The 17,759-nt window shown below is 62.5% G+C and carries 16 protein-coding genes; 7 read left to right on the top strand and 9 right to left on the bottom strand.

Translation table 11 applies throughout. The features are described 5' to 3' along the window. Entirely contained in the window at nucleotides 1-1,242 is a 1,242-nt protein-coding gene (locus FRZ40_RS39080; protein ID WP_028367215.1) for a SpoIIE family protein phosphatase, read from the bottom strand. 775 nt (nucleotides 1,243-2,017) lie between these two features. Here FRZ40_RS39080 and FRZ40_RS39085 point away from each other — a divergent pair. Together FRZ40_RS39085 and FRZ40_RS39090 are read left to right on the top strand one after the other, a co-directional pair. Further along, entirely contained in the window at nucleotides 2,018-4,438 is a 2,421-nt protein-coding gene (locus FRZ40_RS39085; protein ID WP_147237829.1) for a membrane-bound PQQ-dependent dehydrogenase, glucose/quinate/shikimate family, read from the top strand. A 132-nt stretch (nucleotides 4,439-4,570) separates the two neighbouring features. Next, nucleotides 4,571-5,590 carry a porin gene (locus FRZ40_RS39090; RefSeq protein ID WP_147237831.1) on the top strand — a complete coding sequence of 340 codons (1,020 nt, stop codon included), beginning with the start codon at nucleotides 4,571-4,573 and terminating at the stop codon, nucleotides 5,588-5,590. 32 nt (nucleotides 5,591-5,622) lie between these two features. Here FRZ40_RS39090 and FRZ40_RS39095 read toward each other — a convergent pair whose 3' ends face one another. Both FRZ40_RS39095 and FRZ40_RS39100 read right to left on the bottom strand, forming a co-directional pair. Further along, nucleotides 5,623-6,453, bottom strand: coding sequence for an aldo/keto reductase (locus FRZ40_RS39095; protein ID WP_028367218.1), 831 nt, complete (start codon nucleotides 6,451-6,453; stop codon nucleotides 5,623-5,625). Nucleotides 6,454-6,487: 34 nt separating this feature from the next. Next, nucleotides 6,488-7,321 (bottom strand): amidohydrolase family protein, encoded by an 834-nt coding sequence (locus FRZ40_RS39100; protein WP_147237833.1) that lies wholly within the window; start codon nucleotides 7,319-7,321, stop codon nucleotides 6,488-6,490. A gap of 119 nt (nucleotides 7,322-7,440) precedes the next feature. Between FRZ40_RS39100 and FRZ40_RS39105 the strand changes: the two genes are divergently transcribed. Beyond that, a complete protein-coding gene (locus FRZ40_RS39105) occupies nucleotides 7,441-8,358 on the top strand; it encodes a LysR family transcriptional regulator (RefSeq protein WP_147237836.1) in 918 nt (305 codons plus the stop codon). Here the strand turns inward: FRZ40_RS39105 and FRZ40_RS39110 are convergent. The 4 genes from FRZ40_RS39110 to FRZ40_RS39125 all read right to left on the bottom strand — a co-directional run bounded on the left by FRZ40_RS39110 (nucleotide 8,355) and on the right by FRZ40_RS39125 (nucleotide 11,063). After that, entirely contained in the window at nucleotides 8,355-9,098 is a 744-nt protein-coding gene (locus FRZ40_RS39110) for an SDR family oxidoreductase (RefSeq protein ID WP_147237837.1), read from the bottom strand. The two genes, FRZ40_RS39105 and FRZ40_RS39110, sit on opposite strands and share 4 nt — an antisense overlap. A gap of 391 nt (nucleotides 9,099-9,489) precedes the next feature. Beyond that, nucleotides 9,490-9,948: a carboxymuconolactone decarboxylase family protein gene (locus FRZ40_RS39115; RefSeq protein WP_147237839.1), complete on the bottom strand. Its 459-nt coding sequence runs from the start codon at nucleotides 9,946-9,948 to the stop codon at nucleotides 9,490-9,492. Nucleotides 9,949-9,972: 24 nt separating this feature from the next. After that, nucleotides 9,973-10,629, bottom strand: coding sequence for an FMN-dependent NADH-azoreductase (locus FRZ40_RS39120; RefSeq protein ID WP_028367222.1), 657 nt, complete (start codon nucleotides 10,627-10,629; stop codon nucleotides 9,973-9,975). Beyond that, the gene (locus tag FRZ40_RS39125) at nucleotides 10,626-11,063 is read right to left on the bottom strand and encodes a GNAT family N-acetyltransferase (RefSeq protein ID WP_028367223.1); all 438 of its coding nucleotides are present in this window, start codon (nucleotides 11,061-11,063) and stop codon (nucleotides 10,626-10,628) included. The genes FRZ40_RS39120 and FRZ40_RS39125 overlap by 4 nt, the downstream gene beginning before the upstream one ends. 114 nt (nucleotides 11,064-11,177) lie before the next feature. Between FRZ40_RS39125 and pdxR the strand changes: the two genes are divergently transcribed. Beyond that, a complete protein-coding gene (pdxR, locus tag FRZ40_RS39130) occupies nucleotides 11,178-12,605 on the top strand; it encodes a MocR-like pyridoxine biosynthesis transcription factor PdxR (RefSeq protein WP_147237841.1) in 1,428 nt (475 codons plus the stop codon). Here the strand turns inward: pdxR and FRZ40_RS44235 are convergent. Next, a complete protein-coding gene (locus tag FRZ40_RS44235; protein WP_158647075.1) occupies nucleotides 12,602-12,772 on the bottom strand; it encodes a hypothetical protein in 171 nt (56 codons plus the stop codon). The genes pdxR and FRZ40_RS44235 overlap by 4 nt on opposite strands. Before the next feature lie 100 nt (nucleotides 12,773-12,872). Between FRZ40_RS44235 and FRZ40_RS39135 the strand changes: the two genes are divergently transcribed. Genes FRZ40_RS39135 through FRZ40_RS39145 form a run of 3 tightly spaced genes read left to right on the top strand, consistent with a single transcriptional unit; the run spans nucleotide 12,873 to nucleotide 14,833 of the window. After that, nucleotides 12,873-13,388 carry an Ohr family peroxiredoxin gene (locus tag FRZ40_RS39135; RefSeq protein WP_028367225.1) on the top strand — a complete coding sequence of 172 codons (516 nt, stop codon included), beginning with the start codon at nucleotides 12,873-12,875 and terminating at the stop codon, nucleotides 13,386-13,388. Between the two features lie 31 nt (nucleotides 13,389-13,419). Beyond that, nucleotides 13,420-13,830 (top strand): DUF3331 domain-containing protein, encoded by a 411-nt coding sequence (locus FRZ40_RS39140; RefSeq protein ID WP_147237843.1) that lies wholly within the window; start codon nucleotides 13,420-13,422, stop codon nucleotides 13,828-13,830. A gap of 16 nt (nucleotides 13,831-13,846) precedes the next feature. Then, on the top strand, nucleotides 13,847-14,833 hold the full coding sequence (locus FRZ40_RS39145) for an alpha/beta fold hydrolase (RefSeq protein ID WP_147237844.1): 987 nt from the start codon (nucleotides 13,847-13,849) through the stop codon (nucleotides 14,831-14,833). A gap of 136 nt (nucleotides 14,834-14,969) precedes the next feature. Here the strand turns inward: FRZ40_RS39145 and FRZ40_RS39150 are convergent, their stop codons facing one another. Continuing rightward, entirely contained in the window at nucleotides 14,970-17,657 is a 2,688-nt protein-coding gene (locus FRZ40_RS39150; RefSeq protein WP_240057468.1) for an ATP-binding protein, read from the bottom strand. Nucleotides 17,658-17,759 lie beyond the last annotated feature (102 nt).

The raw sequence follows: 17,759 nt of genomic DNA on the forward strand, positions 1-17,759 counted from the left end.
TTATTGGTCGGTAATGCGGGCACAAAACAAGGTAAGGTCATCGCGACGTGCTTGCACGCCTTGCCATTCGGCCAGTGCGCGCCGCAGTTTTTCGCAGATTGCGGCAGGCGATCCGGTCCGGTTCTCAAGAATCAGATCCAGTGCGCGGCGTCGCCCGAAGGAAATACTGCGCGGTCCGCCAATCTGATCGATCAGTCCGTCCGTGCAGATGAACAGCAGGCTGCCGTTCGGCACCGCAATCTTGCGCAATTGCCACGTGTAATCGGCAAGACTGTCGACATAACCGACGCCCATGCGGTCCGCCGCGATCGTTTCGAACTGGTCCGAGTCCGGCGCGAGAATGTGCAGCGCGATCCTTGCACCAGCGAAGTGCAGCTGGCTCTCTCTGGCGTCGAACCAGAAGAACGCGGCATCGAGGCCATCGTTCGATTGCGGCACTTCAGCCGCGCTATGCACCTGCCCCAGCAGGCTCTTCACATTGCGATTGACGGCTGCAAGCAGCGCAGCGGGGTCGCGCGGACCGATCTGTTCGAGCGCCTGCGACAGCGACGCCGAAGCCAGCAGCGTCATGAACGCACCCGGCACACCGTGACCCGTGCAATCCGCCGTCGCACCGAACCAGCCATGCGGAAACGCAGCAAAATGATAGAAGTCGCCGCCGACCACATCGCGCGGCTCCCACACGAGCGCCGCTTCGGGCAGGCGCGCAGTCAGCGTCTCACGCGACGCGCGCAGCATCGCCTGCTGGATCACGCTTGCGTATTCGATGCTCTGCATGATCTGGCGATTCTTTTCCGCCTGCATCCCGGCGACCGCGCCGAGCAGTTGCAATCCGCTTCCCAGTCCGGCAAAACGGCCTTCGCGCGTCACGATGAAACCGTCGACCAGCGCTTTTTCACCGACCTCGACTGTCCTGAACGTCAGCGCTTCGATGCTCATGTCCGCGTCGACGACGAGCGGTTCCTTGTCCATGAACGCGATGCAGCTCTTCTTGTCGTATAGCTCGCGATGAAACGGCTTGCTCATCTGCGACAGAAAGATATCGCGGTTGATGAGACCGATCGGCCATCCGCTTTCGAGCACGGCAACGCTTTTCATGTCGCTGCGCGCGGAGAAGATTTCCATCACGCGCGAGTTCGGATCCTCTGCATCGACGGCGGGGACTTCCTGACACAGGTCGCCGGCGGAGCGCGGATCTCTCTGCGTCGACGAATGGCGTAACCGTGAAAACGCTGGATGCATGGCGAGGCGAGCCAGTGTATGAAGAAACCCTGCACGCTAATATTTCTCTGTGTACTTTGCGTGACAGCGAGTACTTTCGATGAGCAATTAACAACGAAATTGCTGATCTATTTCATTGGAATTTTTGCAGTGGAAATTAAAAAGATCTGCGCTTTTTCAATTTTATTCTCCGCAGCAATAGATGCAAACGTTTGCCGTGCAGAATCTTGCTGCTAACCCCTATCAGATAAACCTTTACACAAATTCAAGCGCCTTGAAGCCATTGCAATTCATTCGGCAAGAAGTACTGCGCATGATTGAGTCATTAGCTTACCTTCGCTTTAAATGCCGCGCAAACGATTGCTTATGACGTAGCTAACGCACCTGTATTAGCGTACACGCAGGCATTGCGCTTCTGGCACCATCCGCACGAACAGCTTTCATTCCTTAAATACAACCGTTAAGCACACCCCGGCGCGGGCCTCGCGTCACCTCGTCTCGTTTTGCGTTAAAATGTACGAACTGGTTAGTCCGTCGCAAATTGCAACGCCCTGGCGACCTGCATTTGCCCGCCTCGCATTCGTCCCGTCCAACCCGGCGCGCGATGCCGCGACGCCTCAACGCTCGACGCCCGCCTCGCATGCGTCGCAGCGGAGCCCTGACGGGACGGCGTCCCAAACCGAGCCATCACGAAGGGCGCCATCGCGCGTCGGCTTCACGATCTGGTGCATGCGTTCGCGCAGTCCCTGTGGACTGTTCGCATGCGCCCTCTTTTGCGTATTCATGAAGACAAGCAATGTCCAAGCAACCTGAAACCAAGCCCATATCGACGGCCGCGCGCGTCGGCCTGACACTCGCCGGCGCCATCGGCCTGCTGCTCGGCCTGTACTTCGCGATCGGCGGCGCGCTGCTCGTCGCTCGCGGCGGCACGTGGTACTACCTGCTGATGGGGCTCGCCGTCTGCGCGACGGGCATCCAGCTCGCACGCCGCAAAGCGGCAGCCTGTGTGATCTTCGCGCTCGTCATCGTGGCGACCGTGCTGTGGGCTATCTGGGAAAGCGGTTTCGACTTCTGGCCGCTGCAGGCACGTATCTTCATGTTCACGATGATCGGCATGCTGCTCGCGCCCGTCTATCCGATGCTGCGCGGCTTCGCGGGCAAGCGCCCCGCGAAGGGCGCCGCGTGGACGGCGGGTCTCGTGCTGCTCGCGTGCAATGCGCTGTTCGTGTACGGCATGTTCATCCCGCACGGCACGTTCGGCACGGAATCCGACGCAGCGCTCACGAAGCATGACGCGGCCACGGGCGACTGGTCCGCATACGGACATTCGGCGGGCGGCGACCGCTTCGCAGGCGCCACGCAGATCGATCGCAACAACGTGAAGAACCTGCAGATCGCGTGGACGTACCACACGGGCGACGTGCCCCTCAGCCCGACGGGCGGCGGCGCGGAAGACCAGGAAACGCCGCTGCAGATCGGCGACACGCTGTTCGTATGCTCGCCGCACAACACGGTGATCGCACTCGACGCGACGAACGGCCACGAAAAATGGCGCCATGAATTCCCGACTAAAACGACGGTCTGGGTGCGCTGCCGCGGCCTCGCATACTTCGACGCAACGAAACCGGTTCAGCAGCCGCGCGTCGCAGGTTCGACGCCCGTCACCCCCGTCGCGCTGGCGGACGAACATGCTGCGTGCCGCCGCCGTATCTACATGAACACGATCGACGCGAAGCTCGTGGCCCTCGACGCGGAGACGGGCAAGCTTTGCGCGGACTTCGGCGATCACGGCGTGATCGACCTGAAGGCGGGGCTCGGCGGTGCGGCAAGCCCGCTCTACGAGCTGACCTCGCCGCCGACCGTCGCGGGCACGACCGTCGTGACGGGCGGCCGGGTTGCCGATAACGTCTCGCTCGACATGCCCGGCGGCGTGATCCGCGGCTTCGATGTGATGACGGGCGCGATGAAGTGGGCGTTCGATCCGGGCAACCCGCAGGACAAGCAGGCGCCCGCGCCCGGCAAGACCTTCGTGCGCTCGACGCCGAACGTCTGGGCGCCGATGTCGTACGACGCCACGTCGAACACCGTGTACATGCCTGTCGGCAGCGCGGCGATCGACCTGTGGGGCGTGAAGCGCACGGAACTCGACGAGAAATACGGCGCATCGATCCTCGCGCTCGACGCGACGACGGGCGCGGAGAAATGGCACTTCCAGACGGTCCATCACGACCTGTGGGACTACGATGTGCCGATGCAACCGACGCTTGTCGATTTCCCCGTCGACGGCAAGAACGTTCCCGCGCTGATCGTCGGCACGAAGATGGGCCAGCTGTTCGTGCTCGACCGTCTGACGGGCAAGCCGCTGACCAAGGTGACCGGGCAGCCCGTGAAGTCCGCGACCATTCCCGGCGAGCCGTATGCGAAGACGCAGCCGCTGTCGGTCGGCATGCCGCAGATCGGCGCGGAAGTGCTGAAGGGCGCGGACATGTGGGGCATGACGCCGATCGACCAGATGATGTGCCGCATCATCTTCCACGGCATGCGCTACGACGGCCTCTTCACGGCGCCGGATACGGATACGTCGCTGAGCTTCCCGGGCTCGCTCGGCGGAATGAACTGGGGCGGCCTGTCGTACGACCCGAATTCGCAGATGATCTTCGCGAACGACATGCGCCTCGGTTTGTGGGTCCATCTCGTCAAGGAAGAGAAACGCGGCGGCACGTCGAACGGCAACGAAGCGGTGAACGCAGGCATGGGCGCGGTGCCGCTCGGCGGCACGCCCTATTCGGTGACGAAGGACCGCTTCTTCTCGCCGCTCGGCATTCCGTGCCAGAAGCCGCCGTTCGGCAGCCTGACGGCCATCGATCTGAAGACGCGCAGCATCGCGTGGCAAGTGCCCCTCGGCACGGTGCGCGACACGCGCCTGTGGGGCGTGCAGATGCATATGCCGGCGCCCATCGGGATGCCGACCATCGGCGGCTCGCTCAGCACGGGCGGCGGCCTCGTCTTCTTCGCGGCGACGCAGGACTACTACCTGCGCGCGTTCGACAGCTCGACGGGCAAGGAAGTCTGGAAGGCTCGGCTGCCCGTCGGCAGCCAGGGCACGCCGATGAGCTATGCGCTCAACGGCCGGCAGTACATCGTGATCTCGGCGGGTGGCGCACGCCAGTCGCCCGATCGCGGCGACTACGTGATCGCCTACGCGCTGCCGCAGTAACGCGCGCAGCGGCAAGCTGAAACGCGCCCTGACGGTGCGCGTTCCAGCTTCATCAGCTCGAGCTTCATGTCAGCGGTGTGCCGATGCGTGCCTGCGTCGGCGAAATACGCCGCTTGTCTTTTTTCTTCCCTCATGAAACGTTCTCTACTCGCGTCCATCGCGCTGGTGACACTCGCGTTCACCACGTGCGCGCACGCGCAATCGTCCGTCACGCTTTACGGCGCACTCGACACCAGCATCGAAATCACGAACCCCGGTGCGGGCTACGTCGCGCGCATGGATTCGGGCGCCTATCGCGGCTCGCGCGTGGGCTTGCGCGGCGCAGAGGATATCGGCAACGGCGTGAAGATCCTGTTCGATCTGGAGAATGGTTTCAGCTCGGGCAACGGCTCGCTCGCCGTCGCGAATACGATCTTCAATCGCCAGGCGTGGGTCGGCGCCGGGACGCCGTACGGCACCGTGCGCATCGGCCGTCAGTACTCGCCCATCTACATTCCGTTCAAAGGACAACTCGACGCGTTCGGCGCAGGCACCATCGCCTCCGGCCTCAACAATCTGTCGAAGATCACGCCTTACGCGAGTAATGCGATCACGTATCTGTCGCCCGAATTCCACGGCTTCTCGACGACCGTGATGGCGATCTTGCGCGATCCCGCCGACGGCGACGGCAACGGACTCGCCGGCCACATCGAAACCTTCGCCTGGCGCAACGGCCCGTTTCGCATGTCGTACGCACATCAGCAGACACACGGCGACGGCGCGTTGCGGGCAAACCTCGGCGGCGTGTCGTACGTGTACGGACCGCTGACGGGCTTCGTGTCGTTCTTCAACGGCGACGGCGGCACGCCGCGTTATCACAACGACGGCGTATCGGTATCCGCGCGCTACGCGGTCAATGCACGCTTTCGCGCTTCCGTCGGCTATGCGTATCTGCGCGACCGCTCGGGCGGCGACGACAACGCCGACCAGTTCAGCGCCGCTTGCGAATACGATTTGTCGAAGCGCGTGCTGCTCTACGCCAGCGCAGGCTGGTTGCGAAATCGCGGCGAAGGCGAGTTCACGCTCAAGGGCGTGAACGTGACGGGCCTCGCACCGTCATGGCCGGGCGCATCGGTGCGAGGCGTGCAGCTTGGGATGATCGACCGCTTCTGATGCCGTTCGATGCTTCGGCTCCTTGGGTTCTGTCACGCCGCCTCATCCCATTGCGGCGCGAACGCGGGACTCACGAGACGCTCGTTTTTCGGCAGCGCCGCGATCGTCGCGAGGTCGTCCTTGTCGAGATGCACATCGAGCGACGCAAGGTTCGACAGCTGATTCGACTTGCCTGCCGCCTTCGGCACGGCGGCAACGCCCTGCTGTTCGAGCAGCCACGCCAGCGCGATCTGCGTCGGCAGCACGCCGTGCTTGCGTGCAATCGCGACGATCTCGGGAATCTCCGAAACACGGTTGCGCGCGAGCGGACTGTAGGCCGTCAACGCCATCTCGTGTTGCCGCACGAAATCGAGCAGTGTCGACTGGCCGAGCGTCACGTGATACTCAACCTGAACGGCGGCAAGCGGCGCACCAATCGTTTCGACGGCCTCGCGCAGCAGCGGCAGCGGGAAGTTCGCCACGCCGATTGCACGCGCGAGTCCGCGCTCTTTCAGGTCGACGAGCACATCGAGCGTGCGGCGCAGGTTCATGTCCGGCGTCGGCCAGTGAATCAGGAACAGGTCGACGTATTCGCTGCGCAGGTCGCGCAGCGAACGCTCGAACGACGCGCGCAGCGCCTGCGGTTCGAGCTGATCCCACCAGACCTTGGTCGTCACGTGAATCTGTTCGCGCGGCACGGACGTCGCAGCGAGCGCCGCGCCGACGGCATCTTCGTTCTGATAGCCGGCTGCCGTGTCGATATGGCGATAACCGAGTTCAAGCGCCTGCAAGACTGCACGCGTGCAGTCTTCGCCGACCATCGGCCAGGTTCCGAGGCCGAGCTTCGGCATGTTCAGGCCGTGTCGATTGACGATGTGTTCCAAGCGTGGTTTCTCCCTCATGTGGATGGATGCAGGCTCATTCGACAGCGAAGCCGAACAGCCTTCGCGGCGTGTTCCATTGAATCTCGCGTCTCGTTGCGGCGTCGGGCACGATCTGTTCGAACAGCGTCAGCAACGGCCCGTAGTCGAGCCGCTCCGGCGCGCGCAGAAAAGGCCAGTCGGAGCCCCACACGCAGCGTGTCGGGCCGAACGCGCGCAGCAGCGCTTGCGCATAAGGCCACGCATCCTCGTATGGATGCGCTCGATGCGAATACTTCTGCCAGCCCGACAGCTTGACGCTGGCGCGCTCCGTGACCGCGAGCCGCAGCAATGCCTGGAAGCCAGGCTGATCGATGCCCGCCTCGACCTCGGGACGGCCGCCGTGATCGATCACGAGTTGCGCTTCCTGCTGCGCTAGCCACGGTTCCAGCGCGACCATCTGATTTCCGCAGACCTGGATCTGCGCGACCATCCCGAGGTCCGCCAGCGACGCAAAGAGCGCGCGCGCATCGAGCACGAGATCGACGCCTTCCATTGCCGGATTGAACGCGACGCCGACCACTCCCGCGCGATGCAGCGCTTCGAGTTCGCCACGCGCTATGTCGTTATCAACTACCGCAATGCCGCGAAAACGGCCTTCGTACGTGTCGAGCGCGTCGAGCAGGCAGCGGTTGTCGGTCCGGTAACCGCTCGTCGGGCCGACGAGCAGCGCATGCCGTACGCCATAAGCGTCCATCACGCGAACGAACTGCGCGGCTGTACCGATCTCCTGAAGCGCAGGCCGGTACAACGTGTCCGCCCGGTAAGGAAAGCGGACGGGATCGAAGATATGGCAGTGACAGTCGATCTTGTCTTCGTCGAATACGCTCATCGGATGTTCCGTGTTCGGGGGCACGAAGAGTCTAACGGTTGGACGTTCCGCTGTCGTATGCCCCGTTTGCGCTACCCTATAACGTTTGGTTAATGCCTGCAAAGGGGCCACGGAGAACCATGCGTTTCAAGCTGCGGCAAATGGAAGTATTTCGCGCGGTCATGCTGACGGGCTCGATCAACGCGGCAGCCAGGATGCTGTATGTGTCGCAGCCTGCCGTCAGCAAGCTCGTGGCGCACACGGAGACGACGCTCGGACTGCGGCTTTTCGAACGCGCAAAGGGCCGGCTGATTCCGACCGCCGAAGCGCAGGCGCTGTTTCGCGAGGTCGAGCAGGTGTATCAATCGGCATTGCGCGTCGACGAGTTCGCGCGGGCGCTCGCGCTCGGTCCGGCGAGCCTGCTGCGCGTCGCGTGCAGCCCGTCGCTTGCGCCCGCCGTGGTCGCGCCTGCCATCGTCGAACTGAAGCGCCAGTTGCCGGGACTCAGCGTCGACTGGCACACATCGCTGATGGCCGACATGCCGCTCGAAGTGCTGAGCAAAACCGTCGATGTCGCCGTGACCTCGCTGCCTATCGAACACGAGCATCTCGAAGCCGTGCCCTTCATGCGCGGCCGCATGGTGTGCGCGTTGCCGCCCGATCATCCGCTTGCCCGCCACGAACGCATCTCACTTGCCGACCTGAAGCACGAGCCGATGATCCTCTTCCGGCGCGACATTCCGTTCGGCACGATGATCGTCCGCGCGTGCCAGCAGGCCGATGTCGAACTGACGTCGGTGGTCGACGTGACACGGGCCGATCAGGCGCTCGCGCTCGTGCGCGGCGGCCTCGGGCTCGCGATCGTCGACGAGTTCGCGACGCGCGGCGCCGACTGCATCGTGCGGCCGCTCGTCGAGAACCTCGAGATGGTAGCGACCTTCGTCTATTCGAAGTTCTCGCCGCCTTCGCGTAGCGCAACGGAATTGATGCAGGCCGTTTGCCGCCGCGCGGAGGTACTCGGCACGCGGATCGGCAGCATGCCGGACGAGCCGCGCTAGCGGCGGCCCAGCCACTCCTCCAGTCCGATGCGGCCGATCAGCGCGTCGCCCAGCGGCACCAGCGATTTGTCTCCGACCAGACCGCCGAAGTAGCGGGCCTCCGGATCGCGCACGACTTCGCGTGGATCGCCGACCGCCTTCAGATAGCGCGCAATGATTTCGTCGAACGGCGCGCGCTCCGGACCCGCGATATCGACGATGCCGTTGCGCGGTGCGGCAAGCGCAGCGTCGGCGACGAAGCCGGCGACGTCATCCGCCGCGATCGGCTGGAACAGGCCGGGCGACATTCTGACCGTATTGCCGCTCGTGCCCGAATCGGCGATTCCGCCGAGGAATTCATAGAACTGTGTCGAACGGACGATGGTGTAGGGAACGCCCGAAGCCGCGACCAGTTTTTCCTGCGCGACCTTCGCGCGGAAATAGCCGTTCTCCGGCGTGCGGTCCGTCCCGACGATCGACAGCGCGACATGATGCCGGACGCCCGCCTCCGCTTCCGCCGAGCGCAGATTGCGCGCGGAGGTTTCGAAGAATTCCAGCACGGCGTTGTCTTCGAACGAGGGCGAGTTGGACAGGTCGATCACCACGTCCGCGCCCGCCAGCCCTTCCTTGAGCCCTTCGCCCGTGATGGTATTGACGCCGCTTCTGGGCGAGGCCGAGGCGACGTCGTGACCCGCCTGACGCAGGATCGCAGCGGTTTTCGAGCCGATCAGCCCGGTGCCGCCGATGATAACGATCTTCATGATTGACTCCTTCAAGCCAATGTAGTTGAACCCGCAGGCGCCTTGCCCCAACGCTGAAGCGGCCGCCTGTCGACAGGCGCGACCCACCACGCAGTCCGCTGCAGGGACGCCGTGCCTGACTCGCTGCGTGGTTCAAAAAGGGAAATGGAACGCGGCAAATCCGCGGATGGCGTTCGAGGTAGCAAATGTGGCAAGTGCACCTGAAGAAGCGTCGAAGGGCCGATAAGCCCGGTGCGCATAAAAGAAAACGCACGTTAGAAACATAGACGTTCTTCAGCAAAATGAAATGCCGATCTGAAAGGCGACGGTTTTGTATTTGTATTCATGCCCGCTCGCCGCTTCGCATCATTGCATCTGTCGCGCTCGTGCAACCGGCGCGTGCCGCGCATCGTCATTCGAGCGGGTTTGCGTCGATCGGCTGATGCATGCCAATCGCCATACGATTCCACGCATTGATCGCCGCCACGACCCACGTCAGCTCGACAATTTCCTTGTCGTTGAAATGCTCGCGCAGTGCTTCGTACCCGAGATCGCGTTCGGCATGGCCATCCGCGAGACGCGTCATGGCTTCGGCCCATGCGAACGCGGCCTTCTCCTTCGCCGTGAAGCATTCGGTCTCGCGCCATGCAGAGAGCACGTTCAGACGCTGCCACGATTCACCGCTCCTGCGCAGTTCGCGCACGTGCATGTCGAGGCAGTACGCGCAGCCGTTGATCTGCGACACGCGCGTCTGAACCAGTTCGATCAGCTTGCTGCCGAGCGACGATTCGGCCAGCGACCGACTGACGGCATAAAGCGACTTGTATTGCGTGGGCGCGAGCGCGGTCCACGGCAGACGAGGTGCATTCATGATGAACTCCTTGAAGATAACGGGTCAGGCAATAGAAGATGTGTTGTCGGCGGACATCGCGCGCGGCTCGCATTCGCGCAGCCATTGCGCCGCCTTCGTCTCCACGACGGCAAGCGGCTCGTCTGCAAAGGCAAGGCCAGTGGCATGCATGAACGTGATGTCCTCGAGCCCGATGACGCCCAGCACTGCGCGCAGATAAGGCCGGAAGAAGTCCGGCTGCAACGACGGCTCGCGAAACATCGCGCCGCCTGCCGTCACCGCGACGAACGTCGGCCGGTCGCGCAGCAGGCCGACCTTGCCGCGCTCCGTGGTCGTGAACGTTACGTCGCGGCGAACCACGAGGTCGATCCAGTTCTTCAGCACGGCGGGCACCGTGAAGTTGTGCACGGGCGTCGAGATCCAGAGCATGTCCGCTTCATCCAGTTCCCGAATCAACCCGTCCGAAACAGAGAGCGCCGCGCCAAACCGCTCTTTCGCGACGTCGGCGGGAAGCACCAGCGACTCTGCGTACGCTTCGGTGATGGCAGGCAACGGCTCGGCGCCAAGATCGCGCCGCGTGATCTGAATCTCGCGGCCCAAACGCGCGGCCATGGCGGGCAGCAGATGCTGGGTGAAATGCCGGCTCGTCGAGTTGTCGCGACGAGGGCTGCAATCGAGCATGAGCAACTTGAGACGGTTCATTGCAGATCCATACTGAAGTGAAGGCCGCGGGAAAGCAGGCCGCAGCGGAAGTAGAAGCGCTGCGCCAACGCATTCGAGAGCGCGGTATCGAGCACGAGCCGGGCGCAGTTTTCCGCGCGCCCGAGCGTGCCCAGTTCGGCGAGCAGGCGTTCGCCGTGACGGCGCCCGCGTCCCGCCTCATCCGTGATCAGATCGTCGACATAGATGAAGCGGCCATGAACCAGATTGTCGATGCGCCGATAACCGGCCAGCGCAACGGGTTTGCCGTCTTCCCAGACGGCCAGCAGACGGTAGCCCTGCGCGCGCTGCACTGCGACACGAGCCAGAAAATCGCCGGGAGATTTCAAATGGGGGCGCAGTTGCTGCATCACGTCGAAACTGGCCAGTACGTCGGCGTCGGTTTCGGCATGTCGGAGGATTGCGGTGTCTGTCATGGTGCCGATCAGCGAGGGTTGGTGTAGGCTTCAGTGTCGTCGTTCGATGACCCAGCCGACAGGCACATTTTTTCAGCTTTAGACCAGGCCATGAAGCGGGCCACGAACCAGCCGATGAACCAGCCCAGGCGTGCCACGCCCATTCACGAACAGATCTACGCGCGCTTTCGCTCGATGATCGAACAGGGACAGCTCAGTCCCGGCCAGAAAGTGTCGTCGTTGCGGGCGCTGGCAACCGAGCTTGGCGTTGCACGCGGCACCGTGCAGGTCGCCTACGACAGGCTGCTCGGAGAGGGATATCTCGTCGCGCGTGGTCCGGCGGGGACATTCGTTACGGAACACACGGCACCCGCGAAGCCCGCTCGCGCCAGGCGGACGGCCGTTGCGCAGCGTCCGTTGCCTGCCTCGGACGCGCCCGACTCGCTCATCGAGCTGGAAGGAGGAAACCCCGTTCCGCTGCAGATGGGGCTGCCCGCGCTCGACGAGTTCCCGCGCAAACTGTGGGCGCGATTGATGGCGCGGCAGGTCCGCAAGGCAGGATCGCTGAACCGGCCCGCACCTGCCGGGTATATGCCGTTGCGCGAGGCGCTCGCGGCGTATCTGCATCGTTCGCGCGGCATCGATGCGCATGCGGATCAGGTCTTCATCGTTCCCGCGTACACCGCGAGTCTTGCGCTCGCCGTCGACGCGCTCGGACTCGCACGCGCGAGCGCATGGGTCGAGCATCCCGGTTATCTGCAGACGGCGCAGACGCTCGAACGCATCGGCATGCAGACCTGCGACGTGCGCGTCGACGAGCACGGCATCGATGTCGGGTTCGGACGAACCCATTTCCCGAATGCGCGGCTTGCCGTGGTGACACCGTCGCATCAGAGCCCGACAGGCGTTGCACTGCCTTTGCAGCGCCGCGTCGAACTGCTCGACTGGGCCGTGCAACACGACGCGTGGATCGTCGAAGACGACTACGACGGCGAGTACCGCTATCGCGGCCATCCGTTGCCCGCGCTGAAGAGCATGGATTCATACGGCCGCGTGATCTATTGCGGCACACTGAGCAAGGTACTGTTTCCGGGATTGCGGCTCTCGTATGTGGTCGTCGCGCAAAGCCTCGTTCCGCAATTCGAACTCGCGTGCAGGCGTTCCGTGCATGGCGGTTGTCCGGAACTGATGCAGGCGGTGGTCGCCGATTTCATCAGCGAAGGCGACTTTTCGCGGCATATCAAGCGCATGCGCACGCTGTACGCGCGACGGCGCGCGATGCTCGCCGAAGCGCTCGCGCCGTATTGCGCAGACGGCTTCGTCGTTCATCTGCAGGACGGCGGCATGCATCTGCTCGTCGACGTGCGTGAAGATCTCGACGATGTCGTGCTGGCCAGCCGCGCCCGCCAAGCAGGCTACGCGGTGCATGCACTCACGGCATGGCGCAATGGGGCGCCCGGCCGCCGCGGACTGTTGATGGGATTCACGAACATCCGCAATCGCGATGAAGCCGAGCAGCTGGTTGCCGGATTGATCCGCGCATTCGATCTGCGCGCGCGTTAGATCTTCTTTGCATTTGTCTGATCGTTAGTCATACAAACAATAAAATCCGCCTGATACATCTCCAGCGACGCCTTTTCCCGCATCGCCTGCCAGGCGCCCTCCGCGCCACGCACGTCAATTGATGTTCCCGATGCAACACCGTGCTCCCCTTCGGGAGTCTTCTGCACGCGCGCGCTTCCCCCTACGATTCAGTCTGCATACATAGCACGAAAAGCGAATTCCTCGCCCCCGCGCTTCGAAACAAACGCACTTTCCACACTGAACCGAATGACATCGTTACGTCCACCGCCGCTGACGCTACTCGACAAGTACTCCGGACTTGAGCCGCAAATCCTCTATTCGACCACGGTCACCGTGTCGGGCGGCGATGCGGGTCATGGACGCGCGTCGGGTATTGCGCGCTCGGACGACGGTCAGTTCGCCGTCGACCTGCGCCTGCCCAAAGCACTGGGCGGACCAGGCGGCGGCACGAATCCCGAACAATTGTTTGCGGCGGGCTATGCAGCATGTTTTCACGGCGCACTGAGTCTGCTGGCTGCACGCTCCGCCGTGCCGATTTCAGGCTCGGCAGTCGATGTGACCGTCGACTTCGGACGCGACCCCATGGATGGCCTGTTCGTGCTGAGTGCGCATACACGCGTCCATTTGCCCGGGGTCGATCGCACGGTCGCCGAGGAACTGGTTCGCAAGACCGAGCGTTTTTGCCCTTACACCAAGATGGCACGGCAGGGCATCGTGAATGTCGTCGCGCTCGTCGTGCCTGGCGAGGCGAGCGAATCGTGACGCAATTCGCCACATCGTAAAGAGGCTGGAAATGAACCGAATCGATCCCTGGATGCAGATTGTCAGCGGCTTGCGCGGACGCACGCGATTCGTCGCGCAGCCGAACCCGATCCCTGCCGCTCGCGGAAAGCGCGAACGCTGCGGTTCAATGACGACCGCGATGGCCAATGCTGTGTCGATCCGGCGCATCGAATGGCAAACGACCTGCACGATTCTGGTTTCATGGAGCGATTCCACGCTCGGCCGGTTCGAGGATCAGACATGGCGCGCCGGCTTTGCCCGCACGTCAGGTATCTGCGGGCTCACGGGCGTGCCCGTGCGGCGCGGCGATGCTGTGTTCCGGCCGCTTCAAAAAGGCGGTGTGCTGCCCAGGAACGCACTCGACATGATTCGGGCCGATACGTTGCGGGCGCCGCAGAATTCACTTGAAACAGGTCATTAAAACAAAGGTACTGACTATGTCGACAGACAACAAACAGAAGCAAAACACCACACGCCGAAACATCCTGATGGGTGGCGCCGCTGCCGCCAGCGGACTCGCGGCAGCGCTGATCCCAGGCGCAACCCAGGCCGCGCAGCCTGCTTCATCAGGCGCGTCGAACGCGCACGGCCAGCGTTCGGCAAGCTATCTGTCCGCGAAAGACGGCACGCAGCTTTACTACAAGGATTGGGGAACCGGGCGTCCCGTCGTGTTCTGTCATGGGTGGCCGCTCAGTTCCGACAGCTGGGAATCGCAGATGATGTTCGTCGCGTCGAACGGCTTTCGCGCCGTCGCACACGATCGCAGGGGACATGGACGTTCGAGCCAGCCATGGAATGGCAACGAAATGGACACCTATGCCGACGATCTGGCGACCGTGTTCGAAACGCTGGGTCTCAAGGACGCGATCCTCGTCGGCTTTTCGACGGGCGGCGGTGAAGTGGCCCGCTATCTTGGCCGGCATGGCACGCGTCGCGTGTCCAAAGTCGTGCTCGTGTCCGCGGTGCCGCCGTTGATGCTGAAAACGCCTGCGAATCCGGGCGGATTGCCGATCGATGTGTTCGACGGGTTGCGCGCCGCTCAACTGGCCAACCGTGCCCAGTTCTATAAGGACGTGCCATCGGGCCCGTTCTATGGTTTCAATCGTCCGGGCGCAAAGCCGTCGCAAGGGCTGATCGATTCGTGGTGGATGCAGGGCATGCAAGGCGGCCACAAGAACACCTACGATTCGATCAAGGCCTTCGCCGAAACGGACTTCACGGAAGACCTGAAAAAGATCGACGTGCCGACGCTGATCATCCACGGCGACGACGATCAGATCGTGCCGATCGATGCCGCAGGGCGCGCATCCGCGAAGCTGATCCGGAACTCGAAGCTGGTCGTTTATCCGGGCGCACCGCATGGCCTGACGGACACGCATAAAGAAAAATTCAACGCGGATCTTCTCGCATTCATCCAGAGCTAAACCCTGCCGGGCTATCCTCTGCGAGGGCAAGCACGAGTGTGCTTGCCTTTCTTGTCTGGCTGCGCATTCATGCCATGCAACGGCGCCACGCGCCGCTTATAAACAACGCGCGCATCAACGGGTCGTTGCGCTCTCGCTATGAGGCAAGTTGCCTGATCCGCGTTTCATAGACAGCCGCCCCTTGTCGCCTTGCAACGCAAAAGGCATCGCGCAGGCACGCGGCGCTTGCATCGCGTTCACCTGCGATCTGATGAGCGCTGGCCTTGGCTATCAGCAGCTTCGGCAGATACAGCTTGTCGCCGTTCGATTCGATCTCTCTGATTGCTTCGTCGCAGACGAGAACCGCGCGCCCGACGTCCTTGCTCGCGCACAGGGCGATCGCCAGCGAATTGCGAAACATCGACGCAGGCATCGTGTAGTGACATTTCATCAAGCCATCGAGGCACGCGTCCAGCAACGCGATGCTCTCCTCCAGCCTGCCCTCGGCATAAGCGATCTGTCCGCGAAGGCCGAGCACCGCGAAATGGTACGGCGTGAATCCGTTCACCTTCACTATCGCCTCGTATTCGTCGGCTATTTCGCGCAGTCTCGACCAGTTCTCCTGCCACGCGAATACTTCCCCGGCCCACAGCAACGTCACGCATCGGGTGGCCGGATGACGCAGCGAGCGCGCGCACTCTATGGCCTCATCGGCGACGCGCCCGGCTTCGTCGGCGTCACCCGTCAGCCAGAGATTTCGCGCCTTTCCGCTCAGCGCACGCAGATACGGGTTGATACCCAGTTCCGCGGGTTCGACGGCTTCCATGCCGCTTGCCTTGCCCGACAGAATGACGGGTTCCCAAAGACGCGCCGACTCCTGAATATCACCCCTCATATGCAATGCAACGGCCAGCATTGAATGAACGGGTAACGTATCGCGTCCGCTCGCGGCAATCGATTGCGCCGCTTCGCTTGCGAACATGAAAGCACCGTGAAAATCGCTCGTGCGATAGAGATACATGATCAATCCGCACAGCAGCCTGTCATGCCGGACCGCATCGCCCATCGACATCGCTATGGAAAGCCCGCGCTCATATACGCGGCCCACCGCTTCGCTGTCGTTGCTTGTGAACATCAATGCCTGCCCGTAAGCGCCCGCAAGTTCCAGCTCGACCACCGTGCCACGCTCTTGATCGCCGAGTTTCGACAAGGCAATCTCGGTCCATTTCCTCGCTTCGCCAAGCATCGATTTTGTCAGCAGCAATTTTGCGTACGATGCGACCAGCTTGCAGCCATTGACCAGATCCTGCTCGCGTATCAGCGCCCATTCGAGCACGGCACGCAGATTGCCGAGTTCGGCAAGGCTGCTTTCGGTGGAATCGTCCGCAGCATCGCCATCGAGCCACGAAGCCGCATACCAGGCTGCATGACGTGCAGCAATATCATCGATCTCACCGGCCTCTTCCAGCTTCATGCGCGCGTAGGATCGAGTCGTGTCGAGCAGAAAGTACCGAACCGCGTTCTCGTATAGCCTGACATCCAGAAGCGACTTGTTCGAGAGCTGATTGATCGCTTTCATGACGTCGGCGTGCTCGATGTCGTCTGCGCCGATCACGGACACGGCGGCTTCCAGCGTAAAGCAACCGACGAACACCGCGAGCCGTCGCAGGCAAACCTGCTCCAGCCCGGTCAACAGACCGTAGCTCCAGTCGAGCGTTGCGCCGAGTGTCTGTTGCCTCGGCACAGCCGTACGGCGTCCGTGCCACATCAGCCGGCTCTTTTTGTCGACGAGTTCCAGTATTCCGACCAGGCCGAAGGTCGGCATCTGTCGTGCGGCGAGTTCAATTGCCAGCGCAATTCCGTCGAGGCCGCGGCACAGCCGGCTCACCGCCTGCGCGTTATCGTCGGTCAATTCAAAATGACAGCCTGCCTGCACGACGCGTTCGACGAAGAGCCGTATTGCGGAGTAGTTCAACGCTTCGCGCGCCTTGAGTACTTCTGCCGGCGGCGGCACGTCGAGGGGCGGAAGCCGGAAGACAAATTCTCCGTCGACATTCACGATTTCTCGCGACGTAACGAGAATGTAGATTCCCGGTGAGTTCCGATAGAGTTCTTCGACGACCTGGGCGACGCCGTCTATCAGATGTTCGCAACAGTCGAGCAGGACAAGCGTGCGGGTATGGCCCATCGACGCGCATACTTCGCTGATCGACGAGACGCCCTCGCGTCCTTCGCATAGCGCGGCAAGCAAGGTCGAACACACCAGATCCGAATCCTGGATCACCGAGAGATCGACAGAAACGATCCTGCCTTCGAAGTCGTCGCGCAAGCGGTCAATTGCTGCATTCGCGACAGTCGTTTTTCCCATCCCGCCCGCACCGACGATGCTGACAAAGCGATGTTCGGCGAGTTGCCTGACGATCTGATCGATATCGCGTTCCCGGCCGACAATCGACGCGCCACGGCGATGGAAGCGGAAATGATCGCGTGAAAGCGATGCTGCATTCTTTAGCCCAATAGCGGGCTGAAGTGCGTCACACGATGCAACGGTGGCGACAAAGGTATAGCCGCGACCGGGCACGTTCATCACATACGTTACGCCCGGATCGCTCTCAGCGAGCGCTTTGCGTAGCGCGACGAGATGAAAGCGCAGGCTCCCTTCCACGACGACGGTATCGGGCCATACTTCCGCAAGAAGTTCGCGCGCGCCAATCACCGTGCCGGCACGGCGTACGAGTGCAATGAGAATATCGAGCGCCCGTCCGCCCAGTTTGACCTGCTTGCCGTGACACACCAGCTGCCGCTTATCCGGAAACAGAAAGAAAGGTCCGAACGAATAGCTCACCGCAGGCGCGTGCGATACCGTCGTTCCGAATTTCAATAAGCTGGCAAACAAGTATCGTCTCGCAGAAAAGGCACCGTTTCTACGATTCTATATTAGCGGTCC

Origin of the sequence: Paraburkholderia azotifigens (genome assembly GCF_007995085.1) — a bacterium.
Classification (GTDB): domain Bacteria; phylum Pseudomonadota; class Gammaproteobacteria; order Burkholderiales; family Burkholderiaceae; genus Paraburkholderia; species Paraburkholderia azotifigens.